This is a genomic window from Yersinia enterocolitica subsp. enterocolitica, from assembly GCF_901472495.1.
Lineage (GTDB): Bacteria > Pseudomonadota > Gammaproteobacteria > Enterobacterales > Enterobacteriaceae > Yersinia > Yersinia enterocolitica.
On sequence record NZ_LR590469.1, the window covers coordinates 4,184,245 to 4,208,224 of the forward strand.

The following is a 23,980-nucleotide window of genomic DNA, read 5'->3' on the forward strand; positions in this document are numbered from 1 at the left end:
TTCAAACTGCAGGTGTGTTAGCTGTCCTCATCACCCGAATCACTGATTTGTGTCAGCTCATCGGGATGATTTCGCTTGCCGCCTTCCTGCATCTTGCAATCTATTGGGTATAAATGGGATGTAATAGCAGTGTATTATCAACAAAAACTTATTGAAAAGTATGTTCTTCAGCGGGATAAGCACCGCTCTCAACTTCTTGAATATACAGCTTAATGGCAGCACGAATATCGCCCGCACTTTGCGCCAGGAAGTTTTTGCTGAATTTCGGTGTATGACCACCGGTAATACCCAGCGCATCATGCATGACCAGAATCTGCCCATCGGTAACATTCCCCGCGCCAATACCAATCACCGGGATAGCCAGTGCTTCCGTTACGCGCTGTGCCAGTTCCACCGGGACACATTCCAGTACCAATAGTTGTGCGCCAGCATTTTCAAGCGCTTGAGCATCTTTCAATAGCTGGTTAGCCGCCACTTCTTCGCGACCCTGAACTTTGTAACCGCCGAAAATATTCACTGATTGTGGTGTTAACCCCAAATGCCCACATACCGGAACAGCGCGTTCTGCCAGCATGCGAACGGTATCGCACAACCAGCTACCCCCTTCCAATTTGACCATATTGGCCCCGGCACGCATCAACTCGGCAGCATTAGCAAATGTTTGCTCAGGTGTGGCGTAACTCATAAACGGCATATCTGCCAATAACAGGCAATGAGGCGCACCACGGCGTACGGCACGGGTATGATAAGCCACATCGGCAGTTGTGACCGGCAGGGTAGAGTCGAAGCCTTGTAATGTCATACCGAGCGAATCACCCACCAGCAGAACCTCAATTCCCTGTTCGGCAAATAGCTGAGCAAAGCTGGCATCATAGGCAGTCAGTGTGGCGAACTTACGCTTTTCGAGTTTCCATTGGCGCAAGTGGCTCATGGTGGTGGCTTTCATCACTCTTTCTCCTGAGACGGTAGGTTAAAATGGTGGGATATCAGATAGGTATACCCGTCATACTTCAAGCTGCATGTGTGTTGGCTGCCTTCGTTACTCGGCCCATATATGGGCCTCGCCTCTTCGAGGCCGCTGCAAACAGCGTTCAAATCGGTTATCACCGATTTGTCGCTCAGTTGCCGCCTTCATACAACTCGAATTATTTAGTGGATATATAGTGTGTTGGATTGAGTCAGTTACCAAGGCACCAGGCCATTTTTATCCACGAGCTTAAGGCGGTCTGATAGGGGTTCACCATCGGGGAAAATAAGGTCAGGGGCGATATCAGCCAGGGGGTAGAGCATGAACTCCCGCTCTTTCAGGCCATAATGTGGCACGATCAGACGATCGGTTTTTATCACCTGATTGCCATATAGCATAATATCGAGATCCAGGGTACGTGGCCCCCAACGCTGTTCTTTCCTTACGCGCCCTTGGTTGCGCTCAATGGCTTGGGTGCTATCCAACAGTTGTTCTGGTGGAAGGGCGGTATCTAACGCCACGACCGCATTAAGGAAATCCGGCTGATCCTGTGGCCCTAACGGCTTAGTGCGATAAAACGGCGAACAGGCCACCAACCGGGTGCGCGGCAGATGCTCCAGCGCTTCCAGTGCGGTTTTGACCTGTTGCAATGGCATGGACTGATTACTGCCTAGCGCAATATAGACCCGGATCATAGTGCGTATTATGCCCCTTCTTTACGTGGTGCTGGCTTACGTGGGCGGCGAGGACGAGAGCGTCGCGGTGCCGGATCAGCCCCTAAAGTATTTAGCATATTCTTCTGTTGCAGCGGCGTTGCTTCCTGGAATTCTCCCCACCACTGCGCCAGGCGCTGTAGTTCATGGTTGTTTTCCACTTCTGCCCGCAATACGAGTAAATCGTAAGCCGCACGGAACTTTGGATGCTCCATCAGCTTGTGCGCACGTTTACCCTGACGGCGCGACAGCCGCAATTGCAGCAGCCAGATATCACGCACCAATGAGGTAATACGTTTTGGAATGGCCAGCGAACGGCACTCTTCATCCAGCACATCATTCATTGCCAGTGCGAAAGCATCGTAATAGGCCAAGCCGCTTTCTTGTGTCAGCTTCTGCGCATGTTCGATAAGCGGATACCAAAGCATAGCGGCAAATAAGAATGCCGGATTGACGCGCTTATCATTATGCAAACGATGGTCGGTATTTTTCAGCACTTGAACCAAAATACGTTCCATCGCTGAATCATGATGTTCGGTAAAATTACGGGCAATCAGCGGGAATAGCGGCTGGAAAAGCTGATATTCACACAGTTTTAAATAGGTTTTATAGCCGTAGCCCGATTGCAGCAGTTTGAGTGATTCTTCAAACAGACGAGCAGGTGGGATCTCATGCAGTAGCGAGGCCAGACGCGGGATTGGCTCTGCTGTTTCCGGGCTGATCGTCATATCCAGCTTGGCGGCAAAACGGACTGCGCGCAGCATCCGCACCGGATCTTCACGATAGCGGGTTTCAGGATCACCAATCAGACGGATAATACCCTCTTTCAGATCACGCAAACCGCCAGTGTAGTCGCGCAGTGCAAAATCAGAAATACCGTAATAGAGACTATTAATGGTGAAATCGCGGCGTTGGGCATCATCTTCAATCGTGCCAAATATGTTGTCACGCAGCAGCATGCCATTTTGTGCCTGTTGAGAAGAATTTTTGTCACTGTCTTCTGTTTGTTGCTGTTCGTGGTGACCACGGAAAGTCGCGACTTCAATGATTTCCGGGCCGAACATTACATGGGCCAGACGGAAGCGGCGACCCACCAGGCGGCAGTTACGGAATAACTTTCGTACTTGTTCTGGGGTGGCACTGGTGGTGATATCAAAATCTTTCGGTTTTTTACCCAGTAACAGGTCACGGACACCGCCGCCGACCAAATAGGCTTCATACCCTGACTTATTCAGGCGATAGAGAACCTTCAGCGCATTATCGCTGATATCTCTACGGGAAATATTGTGCTGATCTCGCGGAATAATCGTCATCGCACTTTGTTGTGAAGAAAGCTGTTGTGAAGCAGGCACCGCATGATTCTTGCGGCCAGTATTCGTTCTGGCAGGCCTTTTCTCTTTGCGGGCCACGTTATCTTCACCGGGCACTTTATCTTTACGGGCACTGCTATCACGGGCCGTGTCTTCACGGACAGCTTTGTTATCGCGAGCTGATTTATCATCGCGAATCAGTACCTTACGGCAGAAATTGGCTACTCGGGTAAAAATGGTACACCTCGATAGTGGCTAATAAATTACAGAACAACAGAAAAACAGCGGCTAATCATAGCTCACCGTGGTTCCTTTGAGAATGCCGTTGTGTTTTCAGTGGTGGTTATCGCCCCTTGAAGTGGGATAGCTGCCAATGTCCAATTTTCGACTGCAAAACGTAATAATAACGGCAAATCAAGATCTTGCCAGCATTCCGGTAGTGGTTGATGCAAAAACTTCAGCGCTTCCACCAAAATCGGGCGCGGATCGCCATTCGGCAGCGGCGGCGCATGATTTTGCTTAGAGAGTTTATTACCATCATGGTTTAGTGCCAGTGGCAAGTGCAAATAGCTGGGTACCGGCTGTTGTAGCTGCTGATAGAGCGCTATTTGGCGCACGGTTGGCTCGATTAAATCGGCTCCGCGTACAATCTCGGTCACACCTTGAAAGGCATCATCAACCACTACTGCCAGATTATAGGCAAACAAGCCATCTCGACGACGAATAATAAAATCTTCTTCGGCTAGCGCAGGCACAGCATGTAGCTCGCCAAGTAATTTATCACAAAAGGTATAAACCGGATGAGTCTGGCGTAGACGAATGGCCGCCCCCGCGGGGGGTAAATGGCGATCGCGACAATGGCCGTCGTATAAGCCGCCGATCTGCTGAATTCGGCTGCGGGTACAGGTGCAGTTATAACTTAGCCCTTGTTGCTCTAGCCAGTCTAAGGTGGCGCGATAGGCTTCGTGGCGCTGGGATTGGTAGATAATCGGGCCATCCCAATGCAGGCCGTAGTGGTCAAGAGACGCTAAAATACGGGCCGCAGCACCAGGGATTTCACGGGGGGGATCAATATCTTCAATGCGCACCAGCCAGCGTCCACCTTCAGCGCGAGCTTGCAGATAGCTGCCCAATGCTGCAATCAGCGAACCGAAATGCAAATCACCAGAGGGAGACGGTGCAAAACGCCCTACATAGCCTGATTGTCGAGTATTGATATTTTCGGACATAAAAGGGAAAGAGAGATCCAGCGTGATAAATGCGGTGCCGGAGGTGGCTCTGGCACCGTGTCACATCCTTCGTATTTGAAGCTGTAGGATTTTAGCTACCTATAGCTCCAACCTCTTTGGATATACATATTATTGCTGTGTTAGCCTGCCATCTGCTTTTCGCGGATTTCGGCCAGAGTTTTACAGTCAATGCATAAATCTGCAGTTGGCCGTGCTTCCAGACGGCGAATGCCGATTTCTACGCCACAAGACTCGCAGAAACCGAAATCGTCATCCTCGACTTTTTTCAGCGTCTTCTCGATCTTTTTGATCAGTTTACGCTCGCGGTCGCGGTTACGAAGCTCAAGACTAAACTCTTCTTCCTGCGCGGCGCGGTCAACCGGGTCTGGGAAATTAGCAGCTTCGTCTTGCATATGCGATACAGTACGGTCCACTTCATCCCTGAGCTGGTTGCGCCATGCTTCAAGAATAAGCTTGAAATGCGCCAATTGGGCGGCATTCATATACTCTTCGCCTGGCTTCTCTTGGTATGGTTCTACCCCAGCGATGGCGAGAATGCTCAAGGACGAGGTTTTACGTTTTTGCCCTTCTTGCATGATGCTTCTCCTACATTCATACGCACTATCGAAATCCCCAATACGGGGAAAAATCAGGCCGCTATAAATAACAGAAGGAAGGTGGGTTGGCAATTATTCCTGTCGCCTGCTTGACAATGGTGTGAAGGAAGGCGTATTTGGCGAGCAACTTTATCCAATAATCGCTTCTTTATTCAGCGTTATGAATTTGGTGTTTCGTCCAGTAATAACGGTAGGCGAGCATCCAGCGCAATACCGTCAGGCGATAGTTGAAAACCGTAGCAAATAACCTCCACTCCTGCTTGCTGAGCCTGGGCCAGCAATTCTGCATAGCGATTGTCAATGTGTCGGGCAGCGGCAACTTGCCTGATACCCGTATGCAATACGGCAAAAAAAAGTACCGCCCGGTGACCGTTGGCAACCATGCTTTGTAACTCCCTAAGATGCTTCTGACCCCGCAGGGTGACGGCATCCGGAAAATACCCACACTGTTGCTGTAATAAGGTAACCGACTTGACTTCAATATAGCAGTTAGACCTATTTTCTGCCTGCAATAACAAGTCTATACGGCTGTTCTCATCCCCATATTTAATCTCCCTTTTGACAGAAGTGTAACCAGATAATTCAACTATCTGATTATTATCTATCGCTAAGCTTGCTAACTCATTGGCACGTAATGTATTTACGCAAATCCAGTCACCGATTTGGGTCTGTGTTAATTCCCAACTATGGGGATACTTTCGTTTTGGGTTATCCGAAGTCGAATACCAGACCGTATCTCCTGGCGTGGCACAACCCGTCATTGCCCCAGTATTAGCGCAATGAATGGTCAGCACTTCTCCAGCGGGCGTCACAATATCAGCTAAAAAGCGTTTATACCGCTTAATAAGTGTGGCGGGCTGTAACCGTGGGTTAAAAGATAACAATTTTGTGTCCAGCGGCATTCAATTTCCTTTTATTCACTGTCAGCCAGCGGCCAGCTTTGCACCATGTTATAACGCGTGCGGCCACGCGCATATACCGACTCATATAACGAAAAATGGTCCGCCCGAAAGCTTTCATTGGTGGTTTTAGCCGGTATGGCGACGGGGCGAATAGCTCCGCGGAATAAGGAGACATGAGGATGAAATGGCTGCGGTGTTTGGTAACAACCGCTGCGTGCCGCTTGGGAGCGCAGCAATTGAGCCAACTGTAACAACCCACGCGGGGGATTCTTACACCCGAGCCACACCACTCCGGAACCGGGCCAATGGCCGATATCATCCAGTGTCACATTAAAACCTGACTGACTTATGCGCCCGGCTTGTTGCTGTAAGACCTGTGCTTTGGCATGAGTGACCTCGCCGAGAAACGCCAGCGTCAGGTGGAGGTTTGCTGCAGCAATAGGGCGGCCAGCTTCTGGCGGAAAGTTATCTGCTCGCCATTGCACAATGCGCTGTTGCAGGGAATCAGGCAGTGCCAAGGCAAAGAACAGACGTTTGTTAACGATAGTTTTATCAACAGCATTAATCATTAGGTTGGCATAATCACTCGGCTAAATACGCTATACGGTCATGATGTTACAATGGCTGACGATGAAAGTAGAGAGTATGGGGAAGAATGTGGTGAGTCAGAGAGAAAATAATGCGCAGATGGGCGCTTTACCGGTAGGTGAAGTGCTCAGTGATATTTTGTCTGCGTTGCGAACCTCACCGCAAGTTTTGCTCCACGCTCCCACCGGAGCCGGTAAATCGACGTGGCTACCGTTGCAAATTCTAAAATATAGCGGATTGCCAGGCCGGATTATTATGTTGGAACCCCGACGGCTGGCGGCGAAAAATGTGGCTTACCGTTTGGCTCAGCAATTGGGGGAACAGCCGGGCCAGACTGTGGGCTATCGGATGCGAGCCGAAAGCAAAAGCGGGCCGAATACCCGCCTTGAGGTGGTAACCGAAGGTATTTTGACCCGCATGCTCCAGCAAGATGCCGAGTTGACCGGCGTGTCTTTGGTTATCCTCGATGAGTTTCATGAACGCAGTTTGCAGGCTGATTTAGCACTGGCGCTATTGCTTGATGTGCAGCAAGGGCTGCGTGATGATCTCAAATTGCTGATTATGTCCGCAACGCTGGATAACCAACGCCTTTCTACACTGCTGCCATCAGCCCCTGCGATTGTTTCAGCGGGGCGCAGCTTTCCTGTCGAGCGCAGCTATCAGCCTTTGTCTAGCCACGAACGGCTGGAGGATGGGGTTGCCAATCGCGTTAAACGATTATTGAACGAGCAATCTGGCTCTTTGCTGCTATTTTTACCCGGTGTTGGCGAAATTCATCGTGTTATGGAACGGTTGCAAGGCGACGTCGCCACAGACACCGACCTTTGCCCACTGTATGGTGCTTTACCACTCACTGAGCAGCAGAAAGCCATTCAACCGGCTCCTGTGGGGCGGCGAAAAGTGGTGCTGGCGACCAATATTGCTGAAACCAGCCTGACGATTGAAGGTATTAGGCTGGTGGTCGATAGTGGGTTGGAGCGGGTTGCGCGCTTTGATGTCAAAAACGGCCTGACCCGATTAGTGACTCAGCGTATTAGTCAGGCCTCAATGGTACAGCGAGCTGGGCGAGCTGGGCGACTGGAACCGGGGATCTGTTGGCATCTGTTTGCTAAAGAACAGAGCGAGCGGGCGGCAGAATATAGCGAACCAGAAATTCTTAACAGTGAGTTATGCAGTTTGTGGCTGGAATTGCTGAATTGGGGATGCCAGGACGCGGCACAGCTCAGTTGGCTGGACTTGCCCCCACAAACGGTACTGGGCGTTGCTCAAGATTTACTACGCCGTTTGGGGGCTATCGACTCTCAGGGGCAGCTTACCGGTACTGGGCGCAGTATGGCAAACTTGGGTTGTGAACCACGGCTGGCCGCCATGTTGTGTTTTGCCGCTGGGCAAAGTCCAGACGCCTTGGCCACGGCGGCACTGCTAGCCGCGATTCTGGAAGAACCACCTCGTTCCGGAGAAATTGATTTACATGATTGGCTTAGCCGCCCACAGCCGCATTGGCAGCGGCGCGCGAAGCAATTGGTACAAAGAATTAATGCTCGGGTAGGCGTTGTGGACAGTGATCTGGCTGGTCAGTTGTTGGCGCTGGCTTATCCGGATCGCATCGCGCAACAACGTGGGCAAGATGGCCGCTATCTGTTGGCTAACGGTATGGGCGCTGCTATGGCGCAAGACGAGGCGTTATCACGTGCGCCTTGGCTGGTGGCTGCCAGCTTATTGCAAAGCAACAGCGGGCCGGATGCGCGCATTTTATTGGCGCTGCCAATTGAGGTTGAACAGCTGGCGAAACAGTTACCCCATTTGGTTGAGGAGCAAACCGCGGTCGAATGGGATGAAGATAAGGGTACATTACGCACCTGGCGACGCTGGCAAATTGGGCGATTGACCCTACGCGCACAACGCTTAGCAAAGCCGAGTGATGAAGCATTGCAATTCGCGTTGTTAAACTGGGTTCGTGAGCAAGGGTTGCAGATCCTGAATTGGGATGAAAATGCCGAACAGCTACGCACCCGTATACAATGCGCCAGCCGCTGGCTACCCGAAGAGCAATGGCCCGCGGTAGATGATGACAATTTACTGGGCAAACTTGAACTGTGGCTACAGCCGTCGTTGTTCGGCGTGCGAGATTTACGCGGGCTGCGGCAGGTGAATATCGCGGAAGCACTGACTCGTTTGTTGAGCTGGCAGTTACGTCAACGGCTGGATACTGAACTGCCAACTCATTACACTGTGCCGACCGGTAGCCGTCTGCCAATCCGTTATTATGTCGATCGGCCACCGATACTGGCAGTGCGTTTGCAGGAAGTTTTTGGTGAACAGCGCAGCCCGATGCTTGCCAATGGGCGGGTAGCCGTAGTGCTTGAGTTACTTTCACCCGCGCATCGCCCATTACAGATTACCGGCGATCTGGCCGCTTTCTGGCAGGGAGCGTATCGCGAGGTACAAAAAGAGATGAAAGGGCGCTATCCCAAACATGTCTGGCCGGATGATCCCGCGAACACCCGGCCAACACGCAGAACCAAGAAGTATCAGGATAACTGAGATCACTCGGCCTGGAGCTAATAATTTCAGATGTTTCCCCTTTCTATTCGATGAATTGGGGAACACATTAAGCCGCAATAATCGCCAATGCGCGTGGAGAGAAAGACATGTCTGGGGATGACCGCGAGCCGATAGGGCGCAAGGGCAAGAAAGCCCTACCCAAAGCCACACCGAAACGGCCATTGCGCCGGCGGCGTGATGAAGATGAATACGAAGAAACTTATTTTGATGATGAAGAGCGTCTGGATGACGAAGACCACGACGATGATGACTATGATGATGACGAGGAAGAACCGATGCCAAGAAAGGTAGCATCACGTCCACCCCGCAAAAAACGCCGTTGGCTTGGGTTATTTATCAAATTGTTCTTGGTTGGTGCCGTGGTATTGGCAATCTATGGGGTTTACCTGGATTCGCAAATCCGCAGTCGAATTGATGGCAAGGTTTGGCAATTACCTGCTGCCGTCTATGGCCGCATGGTGAGCCTTGAACCAGGGATGTCCTACAGCAAAAAAGAGATGATCGATTTGCTGGAAGGGATGCAATACCGTCAAGTCACTCGAATGACTCGCCCGGGCGAGTTTACCGTGCAGGGTGACAGTATTGATATCTTGCGCCGCCCGTTTGATTTCCCAGACGCGAAAGAAGGCCAAATTCGGGCGCGTTTGGTGTTTAAAAATGATCAATTGGCTCAGATCCAAAATCTGGATAACCAGCGCGATTTCGGCTTCCTGCGCCTTGATCCTAAATTGATCACCATGCTGCAATCGCCAAATGGTGAGCAGCGCTTGTTTGTACCACGTGCCGGTTTCCCTGATTTACTGGTCGATACCTTGCTGGCAACAGAAGATCGCCATTTCTATGAGCATGATGGTATTAGCCCGTATTCCATTGGCCGTGCGGTGGTGGCCAATCTGACTGCTGGTAAGGCCGTTCAGGGGGGGAGTACGTTAACGCAGCAGTTGGTCAAAAACCTGTTCCTGACCAATGAGCGTTCACTGTGGCGTAAGCTCAACGAAGCCTATATGGCATTGCTGGTGGATTACCGTTACAGCAAAGACAGAATTCTGGAACTGTATCTGAACGAAGTCTATCTCGGCCAAAGTGGCAGTGATCAGATTCGTGGTTTCCCCTTGGCGAGCCTGTATTACTTTGGTCGGCCAGTGAATGAATTGAGTCTCGATCAGCAAGCCATGCTGGTGGGGATGGTAAAAGGAGCATCGCTGTATAACCCGTGGCGGAATCCGACTCTGGCCCTCGAACGCCGTAATCTGGTGCTGCGCTTGTTACAGAACCAGGGGGTGATTGATGCCGAGTTGTACACCATGCTTAGCGCACGCCCATTAGGTGTGCAGCCAAAAGGGGGAGTAATCACCCCTCAACCGGCCTTTATGCAGATGGTGCGTCAGGAGTTACAGCAGAAACTGGGCGACAAGATCAACGATTTGTCCGGTGTGAAAATCTTCACCACGCTAGATCCGGTTTCACAGGATGCAGCAGAAAAAGCTATCGAAGATGGGATTCCGGCATTGAAAGCGGCCCGCCATTTGGATGATTTGGAAGCGGCGATGGTGATTGTTGACCGCTTCAGTGGTGAAGTTCGTGCCATGGTGGGCGGCGCACAGCCGCAATTTGCTGGCTTTAACCGCGCGATGCAAGCCCGCCGTTTGGTTGGTTCACTCGCCAAGCCACCGACCTATCTGACTGCGTTGAGTGAACCGGATAAATACCGCCTCAATACCTGGCTGTCGGACCAACCGCTGTCGATCAAATTACCCAACGGTTCATCATGGCAACCGAAAAACTATGATCGCCAGTTCCGTGGTCAGGTGATGTTGGTCGATGCATTAGCTAACTCGCTAAACGTGCCGACAGTTAATCTGGGTATGTCAGTCGGGCTGGATCAGATAAGTGCCATGCTGCAACGCTTGGGCATTCCGAAAGACGTTATTCATCCAGTTCCAGCGATGTTGCTGGGGGCGATTGACCTGACGCCGGTTGAAGTCGCACAGGAATATCAGACTATCGCCAGCGGCGGGAATCGTGCGCCGTTATCTGCCGTGCGCTCGGTCATCGCCGAAGATGGCACTGTGTTGTATCAAAGCTTCCCGCAAGCGGAACGCATGGTTCCCGCACAGGCCGCTTATCTGACTCTGTACGCCATGCAACAAGGGGTAGCCCGTGGGACATCTCGTTCATTGTCAGTGAAATTCTCTAAATACAATCTGGCGGCCAAAACCGGTACCACCAACGACCTGCGAGATAGCTGGTTTGCGGGTATTGATGGCAAAGAAGTGGCGATTGCCTGGGTGGGGCGTGATAATAATGGCCCGGCTAAATTGACCGGTGCTAATGGTGCACTGACCTTGTATCGCCGCTATCTTGAGAATCAAACTCCATTACCGCTGGTATTGCAGCCACCGGAAGGGATTAGCCAGATGAATATTGATTCGGCGGGGAATTTTGTCTGCGGTGATGGGGGCGGTATGCGCTCAATCCCAGTTTGGACAGAGAATCCACAAGGGTTGTGCCAGGCTGCTCAGCCTGCGGGACAAGCCAAACCTGATGGCGATGGTGTCGCGGGTTGGATCAAAGATATGTTCGGCCAATAAAGCCCAAACAATTGGCACGGTTACTGTTATCGTGCCAATTGTTCATTTCTCTTCACTTTCACTCTTCGCACCTATCTTCTGTATTTCATCCGGATCAATCGGCTGGCATTGCGCTTGCAGTTCATCATCGGTTACGCATAAACTACTCGCTTTGATAATTATTATCGTTTCGATTCACCTTCTCGTTATTTATCGATAACGTTCGGGTTGCAATAACAACAACACCCGTTAACTTTTTCAATTGTAGGGCACCATCTTGGACCAACAGGCAAGCCAATCCAGCGTATTCTCACTTCACGAGCTGAGCTTTTCGGTTCCTGGCCGAACCTTATTGCAACCTTTGTCACTGACATTTCCACAAGGGAAAGTTTGCGGGCTGATTGGTCATAATGGTTCCGGTAAATCGACGCTTTTAAAAATGCTGGGTCGCCATCAACCGCCTTCCAGTGGCAAGGTGTTGCTCAATGATGTGCCATTATCGCTATGGGACAACAAGGCTTTTGCCCGCGAAGTCGCTTACTTGCCGCAGCAATTACCGGCAGCTGAAGGGATGACCGTGCGCGAACTGGTCGCGATTGGTCGTTATCCGTGGCATGGTGCGCTGGGGCGTTTTCGTCAGGAAGACCGCGAACAGGTGGAAGAAGCGATTGCGCTAGTGGATTTAAAACCTCTGGCGAATCGGTTGGTCGACAGCTTATCCGGTGGTGAACGCCAACGCGCCTGGCTGGCGATGATGGTGGCGCAAAATAGCCGATGCCTGCTGCTTGATGAGCCGACCTCGGCACTCGATATCGCACATCAGATTGAGGTGCTGGGGCTGATTCAGCGCCTTAGTCGCGAGCGTGGCCTGACAGTTATTGCGGTATTACACGATATCAATATGGCGGCCCGTTATTGCGACCATTTGGTGGCGCTACGTGGTGGTGAGGTGATAGCGCAAGGCCCTGCTGACAGCCTGATGCAAAGTGCTGTTCTGGAACAGATTTACGGTATTCCTATGGGAATATTACCCCATCCGGCCGGTGGTGCGCCGGTAAGTTTCGTGTATTAATGAAAATGCATTTACCCATCAAACACATCCATCTGACGCCGCCAGACTTTACCCGCCGCAGATTGCTCACTGCGCTGGCCTTATCGCCATTATTGTATTCATTATCCGGATGGGCAGTGAATCCCCCTAAGATTGATAGCCAAAGGGTGGTTGCTCTGGAATGGTTGCCTGTTGAATTACTGCTGGCTTTGGGAGTGACGCCGTATGGTGTGGCAGATACTCATAATTACCGGCTATGGGTTGAAGAACCAGAATTACCTACCAGTGTCATTGATGTAGGCCAGCGCACAGAACCTAATCTGGAATTGCTACAGCAAATGGCTCCGTCACTGATTCTGATGTCTGAAGGTTTCGGCCCTTCAGCGGAAAAACTCGCTCCGATCGCCCCTTCGATGAGCTTTGCTTTTAGCCAACAGGGTAGTACCCCTCTTGCCGTCGGTAAAAATTCACTGCGCGCGCTAGGGGAGCGTCTTGGATTAGAGGCCGCTGCCGAACAACATCTCAATGATTTTAATCAATTTATGCAAGCTGCTCGCCAACGTTTCTCCGCTAGCCGTAACACATCATTACTGATGTTTTCTCTGTTGGACTCTCGCCATGCCTTGGTCATCGGTCAAGGTAGCTTGTTCCAGGATGTATTAAACGAGTTGAATATTAAAAATGCCTGGCAGGGTGAGACTAATATCTGGGGCAGTGCAGTGGTGGGAATCGAACGTTTAGCGACAGTAAAACCAGGGCGAGCAATGTGCTTTGTTCACGGTAATAGTGAAATGCTACAACAGGTTACCCGCACACCATTATGGCAATCCATGTCATTCGTGCGTCAAAATCAATTACAGATACTGCCTGCGGTATGGTTCTATGGCGCGACATTATCCGCCATGCGATTTGTGCGGTTATTAGAGTCGGCATGGGGCAAATCTTCATGATGGCCAAGACTCTGCGTAAAAGCTGGTTTCTGCCAGCCGGCTTACTGAGCTTACTGCTGATTTTTGCCGTGGCGTTGACGTTATACAATTTTAGCCAGGTATTACCAGCCTCGCTCTGGGGGGCCGCGCTATGGCAGCCTGACAGCGATGATGTGCGCCAAATGTTATTCCATTACAGCCAACTACCTCGGCTGACGGTGGCATTGTTAACGGGCGCTGGATTGGGGCTGGTGGGGGTTTTGTTCCAACAAGTCTTACGTAACCCACTGGCTGAACCTGCCACATTGGGCGTGGCTGCGGGAGCCCAGCTTGGCCTGACTATCGCGACGTTATGGATGCTACCCGGTGGTGAATTAACCCGCCAACTGGCAGCAATGGCCGGTGGCATCCTTATTGGTGTGTTGGTGTTCGGTGTGGCTTGGGGTAAACGCATGTCACCCGTCACACTGATACTGGCGGGATTGGTACTCGGTCTTTACTGTAGCGCGGTCAGTAATCTGCTGGCGCTATTTAATTATGACCAACTGCAAGGCTTGTTCCTGTGGAGTAGCGGTGCTCTGAATCAACAAGATTGGAGCACGGTACAGTTTTTACTGCCTCGCTTGCTGGTAACCGGTGTATTGGCTGCTTTATTGATTCGCCCTTTAACCTTGCTCGGGCTGGATGATGGTGTCGCTCGTAATCTCGGGTTAGGGTTGTCATTAGCACGTCTGTGTGCGCTGGGATTGGCAATCCTATTTAGTGCCATGTTGGTCAATGCTGTCGGGGTGATTGGTTTTATTGGCCTGTTCGCACCTTTGTTGGCAAAAATTCTCGGTGCTCGCCGCTTATCGCAACGCCTGATTTTGGCACCTGTATTGGGGGCTTTATTGTTGTGGGTAACGGATCAAGGGCTAATCTGGTTGGCACAGATTTGGCAAGAAATTCCCACAGGGGCGGCGACTGCGCTGATTGGTGCACCACTACTATTATGGCTGTTGCCCCGCTTACATAGCGCGACGGCCCCCAGCATGGATTTTGGCGATAACGTTCCCGCTGAACGGCAACATTTGGGCTTATGGATCAGCGGTGGTTTACTCATCCTGCTCGCTGGATTAGCTGCGGCACTGATGTTTGGTCGTGATAGTTACGGTTGGAATTGGATTAGCGGTGGTGACATTCAGGCATTATTACACTGGCGCTGGCCACGAGTATTAGCGGCATTGGCCGCCGGTATGATGCTGGCGGTCGCGGGAACATTAATTCAAAAACTAACAGGTAATCCGATGGCCAGCCCCGAAGTACTGGGGATAAGCTCTGGTGCATCTTTTGGTGTGGTGATCATGATGTTTATCGTGCCAGGTAATGCACTGGCATGGTTGCTACCCGCAGGTAGTTTAGGCGCTGCCGCGACCTTATTATTGATTCTGATCGTTGCTGGGCGGGGCGGTTTTTCTCCTGGGAGAATGCTATTGGCCGGGATTGCACTGAGCACCGCTTTTACCACGGTAATCACCATGTTACTCGCCAGTGGCGATCCACGAATGCGCGGCTTGCTGGCATGGATTTCAGGCTCTACCTATGCTGTTGATGGTTCGCAAGCACTCAGTACCGGTGTTATTGCTCTGGTTCTGATCGCATTAGCACCGCTGTGCCGCCGTTGGTTAATGATTTTGCCATTGGGGAGTGTGACGGCAAGAGCATTAGGCGTAGCGCTGGCACCTAGTCGGTTAGCTATTTTGCTATTGGCTGCCATTATGACAGCGGCAGCCACACTAACAGTTGGGCCATTAAGTTTTGTCGGCCTGATGGCGCCTCATATGGCTCGCATGTTGGGATTTCGCCGAGCCATTCCACAGCTATTTATTGCGGCCATTTTAGGTGGTTTATTAATGGTATTTGCTGATTGGTGCGGCCGGATGTTGTTGTTCCCGAATCAGATCCCAGCGGGTTTATTGGCGACATTTATTGGCGCACCGTATTTTGTTTATTTATTGCGTAAACAGGGGCGGTGATCTCATCAATCTGTTGATTCAGCCTGGCTTTATAATTAGTTAATGGCACTTCGAACATCATATTTATAGATATCCGTCATTTTTTAAACTACCAGTGTGCTGGCTGTGCTCCTTAATCGGCCCATCCCTGGGCCTCTCTGGTTGTCATTTGTTGTTTTCTTGTATCTTGAAATTTATTGGATCTTTTTTGGGGGGATTAAGATTTTTTGCAGCACTGTGAGATACGGCCTTAATTCAACTTTGGGCTTTCCTCTTGGTTGTTGTAATAACTCTCATTAACATAATTTATTTCGGCCATAAAACAGCCAAGTCACCGCGATAGATAAGATATAGAGCACAAAAATACCCAACATAGCAGTAATGACTGAACCGCTCATTGCGAGTGAAGATCCCATTATTTTAGGAATAAAAAAACCACCAGAAGCGCCGATAACCGAGATGAAGCCTAATGCAGTGGCTGTCTCTGTCACTGCATGGTGCTGAGCATCTTCATCGCTGCCGCCTTGCGCCTTAATTCGAGCAGCGCTGACTTTGCGAAATACCAGCGCGATCATTTGGTAGGTTGAGCCGCTACCAAAACCGGCAGTAATAAATAGCATCATAAAGATACTGAAGAAAAGGATAAATGAACCGCCATTATTATCTGGTAAGGTGAAGGTCAGCATCAATATTAAGACTGCCATCAAGGTGAAATTCGCCGCTGTTACCAATGCTCCACCAAAGCGGTCTGCCAGGATACCTCCTAAAGAGCGAGCTAGTGCACCAAGAAACGGCCCAAAAAAAGCAAAGTATAAGATTTCCACTTCAGGAAACTGGGTTGTCGATAGCATGGCAAAAGCAGCAGCATAACCAATAAAGGAGCCATAAGATGCGAGATACAATAAACCCAGCCCCCATAAGTGGCTATTTTTTAGGATATTAAACTGACTCAGTAACGAAGGTTTAGGTATTGCCAGATCATTCATACCGAACCAAGCCAACAACGTTGCAATACAAAGTGGGATAACCCAAAACCACGCAGCATTTTCCAGCCACATAATCTCACCATTTGCCAATTCTTGCCCTCTGCTGCCGAAAAAGCTGAATAATGAAACAGAAATAATAATTGGAACAATCAATTGCATCATGCTTACACCCAGGTTACCGAAGCCGCCGTTATAACCCAAAGCTTGTCCCTGCTTATCTTTCGGATAAAAGAAGCTGATATTTCCCATACTAGAGGCGAAATTAGCCCCAGCAAAACCACAAAATAGTGCAAGAAGGATAAACGTTTCAAAAGTTGTTGCCAGATTCTGTACGGCAAACCCTAGCCAGACACAAGGAATAACCAAAAGACCGGTGCTAAATGCAGTCCAGCGACGACCACCGAAAATTGGCACCATGAAGGAATAGGGAATGCGTAATAATGTTCCAGACACTGAGGGAAGTGCGGCGAGTAGAAATAATTGATCTGAAGAAAACGTAAAGCCAATGTGATTCAAGTTAATAGCTAATGCGCTAAATAACATCCAGACGCAATAAGCTAATAACAGACAAAAAATAGAAATCCATAAATTTCGTCTGGCTATATATTGCCCGTTGGATTTCCAAAAAGTTATATTCTCCGGTTGCCAGTGGGGAATTAAACCGTGTTTGGGGTTAGTACGTGTAACAGAATGTTGCGTCATAATTTCCTCTTTCTAATTCATCTGGGTTATCTCTTGTTTTTTCTGAACCATTACCAAAATCTGAAATACGTGTGTTAGCTCATTTCATATTTTGAGTATTGCTGTGGCTTATAACATGTATTAAATATGCATGTTATGGTGTTAATTAAAACTTAAGTTATTTTATTTTTATTAAATGTAATCAATTCAATTAATATATAAATAATTGAATTATTAATGATGTTACAGTCGATATTTGTCTTTTAGTCATGGCTAAAAGATGGGGGGAGCCATCTACATCAGAGTTTCGGTGGGTTAAGCTGAAAAAAGACCCAAATTCTGTAACGCACAGAACGTAGGTCTTTTTGTTTTAGCTTAAAATCTTTCCGTGAGGAGATTGCTTTCTATATATTTTGAATCACATATTCGTCAAGATTAAAGTTTAGCGAAGCACCGGCGAGCAGCATCCACCGTTTTCTGGATGTCTTCTTTACTGTGCGCCACTGACATAAAGCCTGCTTCAAAGGCCGAAGGGGCCAAATAAACACCTTCTTCCAACATTAAATGGAAGAAGCGTTTGAAGCGCTCGACGTCACAATTCATCACATCCTGATAGCAAGTCACGGTCGGGGCATCAGTAAAGAATAAGCCGAACATACCGCCAACGTGGTTAACCACCAGTGGGATATTTTCTTCTTTAGCCGCATCCAGCAAGCCATCTGCCAGTAAATTAGTCAATTCAGTCAGCGTTTCATGAATACCCACCTGCGCAACTTCGGTCAGACAGGCAAAACCGGCAGCCATGGCTATTGGGTTACCAGACAGGGTTCCTGCTTGATAGACCGGGCCAGTTGGTGCTAGTGCATCCATCACATCGCGACGACCACCAAAGGCACCCACAGGCATACCACCACCAATTATTTTACCCAGACAGGTCAAGTCAGGAATCACATTGTAGTAATCTTGCGCACCCGCTAATGCGACACGAAAACCGGTCATCACTTCATCGATAATCAACAGTGCGCCAAACTTGTCACACAATGCGCGTAGGCCCGGTAGAAACTCTGGCAATGGTGGCACGCAGTTCATGTTACCGGCGACAGGCTCGACAATAATACAGGCAATATCGCGGGGGTATTGCTCAAAGGCTTCACGCACAGAAGCTAAATCGTTATAAGTACAAGTCAGGGTATGTTTGGCAAAATCAGCAGGTACACCGGGCGAGTTAGGTTGACCTAGTGTCAGAGCGCCTGAGCCGGCTTTAACCAACAGACAGTCTGCATGGCCATGATAGCAGCCTTCAAACTTGATGATTTTATCGCGGCCAGTAAAGCCTCGGGCCAGACGAATGGCACTCATCGTGGCTTCAGTTCCTGAGTTGACCATTCGCACCATGTCCATAGTTGGGACTAAATTGGTGACCAACTCGGCCATTTTAACTTCCATCTCTGTCGGTGCGCCAAAGCTCAGACCACGCTCCACAGCTTCAATCACGGCCTGACGAATTGCCGGATGATTGTGCCCCAAGACCATTGGCCCCCAAGAGCCAACATAATCTATATAGGCTTTACCATCTACATCAAACAGATAAGCGCCATCGGCACGTTCGATGAATAATGGGACTCCACCGACACCAGTGAATGCACGCACCGGAGAGTTAACCCCGCCAGGGATCAACTGTTTAGCCTGGGCATACAGACTTTCGGACTTACTCATAAACTGGCTCCTGAATTTGGCGACATTAACCTTGGCATTAGCCTTGGTTATAACAATGCTGCTTATTCTAAAGGACTGGCAGCGGTTATCAAATGATTGGGCATATTTTGCGTGTAGCTTGCGCGATGTGCCGCAAACTCAAGAAAAAGGCTTTTTCTGAGCAAGATCATTTCATCGGCGTTTAAACAGGCGTACTAGCAGCGTGTAGGCTAGACTCATACAGCGGATTTGTATTACTTATTATTTAACTGACAAGCATACAAACTATGACTGATTCAACCCAAAATATACCTACTGAAAGTATTTCTGAAGTTAAGCGTGGTCGCTTTATTCACGCACTGGTTAATCGTGACACAACACCTTTGGTCATTCTTATCATGGCTGCTGTCGTTGGCGCAGTTACTGGTTTATTGGGTGTGGCATTCGATCGCGGCGTTGATTGGATCCAGCAAGAGAGATTGGCAACCTTGGCTAAAGTTGCTGATAGTGCGATTTTAGTTTGGCCGCTGGCTTTTATTATGTCGGCAGTGTTGGCTATGGTGGGCTATTTTCTGGTGCGCCGTTTTGCTCCTGAGGCGGGAGGATCGGGAATACCTGAAATAGAGGGTGCAATGGAAGAGATGCGGCCCGTTCGCTGGTGGCGCGTCATCCCGGTCAAGTTCATTGGTGGGCTTGGTACGCTCGGGGCTGGCATGGTATTAGGCCGAGAGGGACCAATGGTACAAATGGGGGGGCAACAGTGGGCGAATGGTTGTCGATATCTTCCGCCTACGCAGCGCTGAAGCGCGTCACTCATTATTAGCAACCGGTGCCGCTGCGGGGCTATCAGCTGCTTTTAATGCTCCGCTAGCTGGGATTTTATTTGTTATCGAAGAGATGCGCTCGCAGTTCCGCTATAGCTTGGTTTCAATTAAAGCTGTCTTTGTTGGGGTTATTACTTCAACGATCGTTTACCGCTATTTCAATGGTGAACGTGCAATTATTGATGTAGGTAAACTCAGTGATGTTCCTCTGAATACCCTATGGCTATATTTGTTGCTAGGCATTATTTTCGGCGCAGTAGGAGTGATATTCAATGCGCTAATATTTCGCACACAAGATTTGTTTATGCGTTTTCATGGTGGCGATTGGCGTAAGTTGGTACTGATAGGTGCTCTGCTGGGCGGGATGTGTGGCTTACTTGCATTGATTCATGGCGAGGCCGTGGGCGGTGGTTTTGCATTAATACCTATTGCTGTCGCCGGCAATTTCAGCATTGGTATGTTGCTCTTTATTTTTGTTGCCAGAGTGATTACCACTTTGCTGTGTTTTGGTTCTGGTGCCCCTGGTGGGATATTCGCCCCGATGCTAGCTCTGGGAACCATTCTGGGCACCGCTTTTGGTTTGTCCTGCGCGCACTTTTTCCCACAGTACAGCATTGATGCCGGTACTTTTGCTATTGCTGGTATGGGCGCGTTGTTTGCTGCCTCGGTACGTGCGCCATTGACTGGGATCGTGTTGGTGCTGGAAATGACCGATAATTATCAGCTCATTTTACCAATGATTGTGACTTGTCTGGGGGCGACTTTGATAGCGCAGTTTATGGGAGGGCAGCCCTTGTATTCAGCTATTTTGGCCCGCACATTACAAAGACAAGAGCAGGCAGCAAAGGCAGCAGAACGACAGGCAGCGGTTGAAAGTAGCACTCAAACAGGTAGATAATATATAACATTAAGCCACAATACTTGAATGAATTACTCGGGTATTAGATAATCAATACACAGATCAGGCTGCCATTGTAGTAACCTGCACCTCGAACACCGGTTGGGAGTGATAAGTATGAGCGATGAAACAGTACTGCCCCTGCAGTTTACCGAGGCAGCGGCAAAAAAAGTGAAACTGCTGATTTCTGATGAGGAAAATCCAAATCTGAAGCTGCGGGTTTACATTACCGGTGGTGGATGCAGCGGGTTCCAGTATGGCTTTACTTTTGATGATCAGATCAATGATGGCGATATGACTATTGAGAAGCAAGGTGTCGAGTTGGTCGTTGATCCCATGAGCCTACAATATCTGGTTGGTGGTGCAGTGGATTACACGGAAGGCTTAGAAGGATCTCGCTTTATCGTGACTAACCCGAATGCGAAGAGTACCTGTGGGTGCGGTTCTTCTTTCAGCATCTAACCTACCCTTCATCCTTGGTGCTACAGCTATGTTAGCGGTACTCATGCACCCGAATCACTTACTTGAGTAAGCTCATCGGGATTTACTCGTTTGCTATCTTGCTGTAGCACCAATGTTTTTGGGTATAAAATCACTGATTATTTTGATAAAAAAACCGCAACCTCCATAGTCGCGGTTTTTTTATATCTGAATATTACCATTCTACAGTAATCAATTGTGCCATCTGGTCGGCACGGGTTTTGCTAACATGCGGGCCATTTGATGCAATAAAAGAATGGCTGATTTTAGGTTCTGTAACCAATCCATTTCCTCTATGACACTGTATTTCTGGATAATTTATTTTTGGGGCATTAACTATGTGTTCGTTTTGATTTGGCGATTGTACCTGACAAGATGGCACTATAGTCAGTTGTACATTTATTGTGCCGCTTAGCCCCTGGGCTAGCGACGGACTGGCAAGAAAGACCAGCCAAAACATCAACAAAAAATATTTCATGATTTATAACAACATTTTTAACTGCCGCTACCGGAGTTGGTAGCGAGAACTCTAGATATCGGCTAATTATTTAAAAACTTGAAGATTTAACTCACACTAAAAACGTATTTCATTTTTGTTTACAGCACTTGTAGGCTCAGTAAGAGCCTACAAGGAAGCATATTGTATAAAAAATAATCTACACCTGACAATCAAAAACTGAAAATTATGGCTACTACTCTATTTCAAATGTGGGTAGTTTTAAGCGCCAGCGGATAGCGGCAAGCCGGATACCAAGGGTTATCACCATGCCCAGCATCATTGCTTGTTGCAGTGGCATACCAAAAGTATAAAACGCAGTAGCATGCACAATGCCACCAATGATGCAGGCAGTGGCATAGATTTCAGTACGCAGGATCATTGGGATCTCGCGGGCTAATACATCACGGATGATCCCACCTCCGACGCCGGTTATCACCCCCATACAGATAGCGACTAGCGGGCTGGCATCAGCAGCAAAGGCTTTATTGACCCCGATACCCACGAATACCGCCAGACCAATAGCATCCAGTACGGGCAGGATCCATTTTGGGGTTCGCCGTGGTTGCCGCACCAGCAAAATAGTTGCCAGACAAGTTACCATCGCAACAACCAGATCTGTAGGATCTTTCACCCAAAATACTGGGCCATTGGCTAAGGCCATATCGCGAATTGTGCCACCACCAACGGCTGTCACCACACCCAATACCAGCACACCAAACGGATCCATACGCAACTTCCCCGCCAGCAATACACCAGAGATTGCAAATACCGCAGTACCTAAAATATCCAGCCAATAAACCAGCATTAATGTGACTCCGCCACAGAGGATGGAAGGCTGGCCATTTGTTGGCACAGCTGTTTAGCGGCCAGCAGAATACGTGGGCCAGCGCGATTAAACCAGTCCTCATTGAGAGTTATTATTGGTACTGCAAGTTGGGGACGCCAGAAAGCGCTGATGTTATCTGCTTGAGACTTATCACCGCTGACTACGATCACCTGTGGTTGGCGGATCATCACTTGTTCACGGCTGACCTGCGGCCAGGGAACGCGACTACCAGCAAAAATATTTTCACCACCACAAAGGGAAATAACCTCACTCTGCAATGTATGTCCAGAACTGGTAAACAGTGGCTGAGTACCAAATTGCAGGAACGTGCGTAATGGTTGGCTGCGCGCATTATGGCTACGTAACTCGCGAACTTCCTGGCGTAGCTGTTGCGCAGATTGATGTGCTTGCTCTGGATATGGGCTGTATTGGGCCAATTTATCCAGATCATCCGCTATCTGATCAATATTAACGGGATCAGAATAGAAGATCGGAATACCAAAAGAGGCTAATTGATCCAGTGGACGTTGCGGATTCCCCCCACGCCAGGCGAGGATCAAATCAGGCTTTAATGCCAGAATACGTTCGACATTTACCCCCTGCCACGAAGCAACATGTTCTAGTTTTTTAGCGGCTGCTGGGTAGTCAGAGTAAGCACTTACGGCAACCAGTTTATCCCCAAGCCCAGCGGCATAGGCCATTTCTGTAGTGCTGGGTGATAAACTGATAATCCGCTCTGCCGCTAGCACGGGTGAGTTAAACAGGCCAAGCAACAATAACATCGCTGCTTGGGGCAGGATTATTGTTGCTCGTAGCAAGGAGATAATATTAAACCGCACCATTAACCGCGTTTAGCCAGTGACGTTAACATTGCTTCTATCATCAGCGTCGACTGTTTAGCAGCGACAACCAGGAATTCATCAAAACTTAAATGAGATTCTTGATCAGCAACATCAGAAATAGCACGGACGACAACAAAAGGTGTCTTGAATAGGTAACAAACATGACCGATAGCCGCTGCTTCCATTTCAACGGCTGCAACGCTCGGGAAGGTGGTGCGAATGCGAGCCAAAGGAGCTGCACCATTGATAAAGGCATCGCCGCTGCAAATCAGGCCGCGTACTGCATTTAAATCCAATTGTTTGATGCAACTTTCAGCTAATTCAATCAACTTTAGATCTGCAATGAAAGCGGCTGGACAACCGGCCATTTGGCCAGGCTCGTAACCAAAAGCCGTCACATCAGCATCGTGATAGCGTACTTCTGTAGAAACCACGATATCACCGACTTTCAGGCTAGAGGCCAGGCCACCAGCAGAACCGGTATTGATAACAATGTCGGGTTGGCAATGTTCTAACAAGAGAGTGGTGCCCATTGCGGCAGACACTTTACCTATACCGGATTTCAGTAAGGCGACATCAATGCCATTGAGTTGGCCGGTGTAAATCTCACAACCCGCGCGAGACAAGGTTTGGCGATTTTCAATTTTGTCACGTAGCAATGTGACTTCTTCTTCCATTGCACCAATAATTCCTACTTTCATATGAATACCCGCCGATTTTAAAGAATGGATTAACCTGTAATGAGCAATGCACAGTTTATCAGGTAAGTGAGATGGTCGGGTAGTTCACCCAAGATAATGCGTAATGTGCCGCA

General features: G+C 49.2%; 18 protein-coding genes and 1 pseudogene. 7 read left to right on the forward strand and 12 right to left on the reverse strand.

The window, feature by feature from the left end; all coding sequences use genetic code 11:
- Positions 1-148: 148 nt before the first annotated feature.
- The 7 genes from panB to thpR form a co-directional block, all read right to left on the reverse strand.
- Positions 149-946, reverse strand: a complete 798-nt coding sequence (gene panB, locus FGL26_RS19695; RefSeq protein WP_005167163.1) for a 3-methyl-2-oxobutanoate hydroxymethyltransferase — start codon at positions 944-946, stop codon at positions 149-151.
- A 236-nt stretch (positions 947-1,182) separates the two neighbouring features.
- The gene (folK, locus tag FGL26_RS19700) at positions 1,183-1,662 is read right to left on the reverse strand and encodes a 2-amino-4-hydroxy-6-hydroxymethyldihydropteridine diphosphokinase (protein ID WP_005156774.1); all 480 of its coding nucleotides are present in this window, start codon (positions 1,660-1,662) and stop codon (positions 1,183-1,185) included.
- A gap of 8 nt (positions 1,663-1,670) precedes the next feature.
- On the reverse strand, positions 1,671-3,227 hold the full coding sequence (gene pcnB / locus FGL26_RS19705; protein WP_071530581.1) for a polynucleotide adenylyltransferase PcnB: 1,557 nt from the start codon (positions 3,225-3,227) through the stop codon (positions 1,671-1,673).
- A gap of 62 nt (positions 3,228-3,289) precedes the next feature.
- Positions 3,290-4,219 (reverse strand): tRNA glutamyl-Q(34) synthetase GluQRS, encoded by a 930-nt coding sequence (gene gluQRS, locus FGL26_RS19710; protein ID WP_005167171.1) that lies wholly within the window; start codon positions 4,217-4,219, stop codon positions 3,290-3,292.
- Positions 4,220-4,359: 140 nt separating this feature from the next.
- Entirely contained in the window at positions 4,360-4,815 is a 456-nt protein-coding gene (dksA, locus tag FGL26_RS19715; protein WP_005156764.1) for an RNA polymerase-binding protein DksA, read from the reverse strand.
- A 179-nt stretch (positions 4,816-4,994) separates the two neighbouring features.
- Entirely contained in the window at positions 4,995-5,738 is a 744-nt protein-coding gene (gene sfsA / locus FGL26_RS19725) for a DNA/RNA nuclease SfsA (RefSeq protein WP_005167175.1), read from the reverse strand.
- An 11-nt stretch (positions 5,739-5,749) separates the two neighbouring features.
- The gene (thpR, locus tag FGL26_RS19730) at positions 5,750-6,307 is read right to left on the reverse strand and encodes an RNA 2',3'-cyclic phosphodiesterase (protein WP_005167179.1); all 558 of its coding nucleotides are present in this window, start codon (positions 6,305-6,307) and stop codon (positions 5,750-5,752) included.
- Positions 6,308-6,350: 43 nt separating this feature from the next.
- On the opposite strand from thpR, the gene hrpB reads away from it, so the two are divergent.
- The 5 genes from hrpB to fhuB all read left to right on the forward strand — a co-directional run bounded on the left by hrpB (position 6,351) and on the right by fhuB (position 15,456).
- Positions 6,351-8,870, forward strand: coding sequence for an ATP-dependent helicase HrpB (hrpB, locus tag FGL26_RS19735; protein ID WP_032912931.1), 2,520 nt, complete (start codon positions 6,351-6,353; stop codon positions 8,868-8,870).
- 107 nt (positions 8,871-8,977) lie between these two features.
- Positions 8,978-11,482, forward strand: a complete 2,505-nt coding sequence (mrcB, locus tag FGL26_RS19740; RefSeq protein WP_005167183.1) for a bifunctional glycosyl transferase/transpeptidase — start codon at positions 8,978-8,980, stop codon at positions 11,480-11,482.
- Between the two features lie 256 nt (positions 11,483-11,738).
- The gene (gene fhuC, locus FGL26_RS19745; RefSeq protein WP_005167185.1) at positions 11,739-12,533 is read left to right on the forward strand and encodes a Fe3+-hydroxamate ABC transporter ATP-binding protein FhuC; all 795 of its coding nucleotides are present in this window, start codon (positions 11,739-11,741) and stop codon (positions 12,531-12,533) included.
- On the forward strand, positions 12,533-13,462 hold the full coding sequence (gene fhuD, locus FGL26_RS19750) for a Fe(3+)-hydroxamate ABC transporter substrate-binding protein FhuD (RefSeq protein ID WP_005167188.1): 930 nt from the start codon (positions 12,533-12,535) through the stop codon (positions 13,460-13,462). The genes fhuC and fhuD overlap by 1 nt, the downstream gene beginning before the upstream one ends.
- Positions 13,459-15,456 carry a Fe(3+)-hydroxamate ABC transporter permease FhuB gene (gene fhuB / locus FGL26_RS19755; RefSeq protein WP_073969942.1) on the forward strand — a complete coding sequence of 666 codons (1,998 nt, stop codon included), beginning with the start codon at positions 13,459-13,461 and terminating at the stop codon, positions 15,454-15,456. Before fhuD ends, fhuB begins: the two co-directional genes overlap by 4 nt.
- 275 nt (positions 15,457-15,731) lie before the next feature.
- On the opposite strand, the gene FGL26_RS19760 is transcribed toward fhuB, so the two are convergent.
- Both FGL26_RS19760 and hemL read right to left on the reverse strand, forming a co-directional pair.
- The gene (locus tag FGL26_RS19760) at positions 15,732-17,123 is read right to left on the reverse strand and encodes a NarK family nitrate/nitrite MFS transporter (protein ID WP_032908659.1); all 1,392 of its coding nucleotides are present in this window, start codon (positions 17,121-17,123) and stop codon (positions 15,732-15,734) included.
- 414 nt (positions 17,124-17,537) lie between these two features.
- On the reverse strand, positions 17,538-18,818 hold the full coding sequence (hemL, locus tag FGL26_RS19765) for a glutamate-1-semialdehyde 2,1-aminomutase (protein WP_032908658.1): 1,281 nt from the start codon (positions 18,816-18,818) through the stop codon (positions 17,538-17,540).
- 266 nt (positions 18,819-19,084) lie between these two features.
- On the opposite strand from hemL, the pseudogene clcA reads away from it, so the two are divergent.
- Both clcA and erpA read left to right on the forward strand, forming a co-directional pair.
- Positions 19,085-20,519 (forward strand): annotated as a pseudogene (gene clcA, locus FGL26_RS19770) (H(+)/Cl(-) exchange transporter ClcA).
- Between the two features lie 117 nt (positions 20,520-20,636).
- Positions 20,637-20,981: an iron-sulfur cluster insertion protein ErpA gene (erpA, locus tag FGL26_RS19775; protein ID WP_004706254.1), complete on the forward strand. Its 345-nt coding sequence runs from the start codon at positions 20,637-20,639 to the stop codon at positions 20,979-20,981.
- Between the two features lie 710 nt (positions 20,982-21,691).
- Here erpA and FGL26_RS19780 read toward each other — a convergent pair.
- The 3 genes from FGL26_RS19780 to mtnN are packed head-to-tail and all read right to left on the reverse strand — an operon-like array spanning position 21,692 to position 23,867.
- Positions 21,692-22,303 (reverse strand): TRIC cation channel family protein, encoded by a 612-nt coding sequence (locus FGL26_RS19780; RefSeq protein WP_011815598.1) that lies wholly within the window; start codon positions 22,301-22,303, stop codon positions 21,692-21,694.
- Positions 22,303-23,166 (reverse strand): vitamin B12 ABC transporter substrate-binding protein BtuF, encoded by an 864-nt coding sequence (gene btuF / locus FGL26_RS19785; RefSeq protein ID WP_005167230.1) that lies wholly within the window; start codon positions 23,164-23,166, stop codon positions 22,303-22,305. The genes FGL26_RS19780 and btuF overlap by 1 nt, the downstream gene beginning before the upstream one ends.
- A complete protein-coding gene (gene mtnN / locus FGL26_RS19790) occupies positions 23,166-23,867 on the reverse strand; it encodes a 5'-methylthioadenosine/S-adenosylhomocysteine nucleosidase (protein WP_005167232.1) in 702 nt (233 codons plus the stop codon). Before mtnN ends, btuF begins: the two co-directional genes overlap by 1 nt.
- Positions 23,868-23,980: the final 113 nt, after the last annotated feature.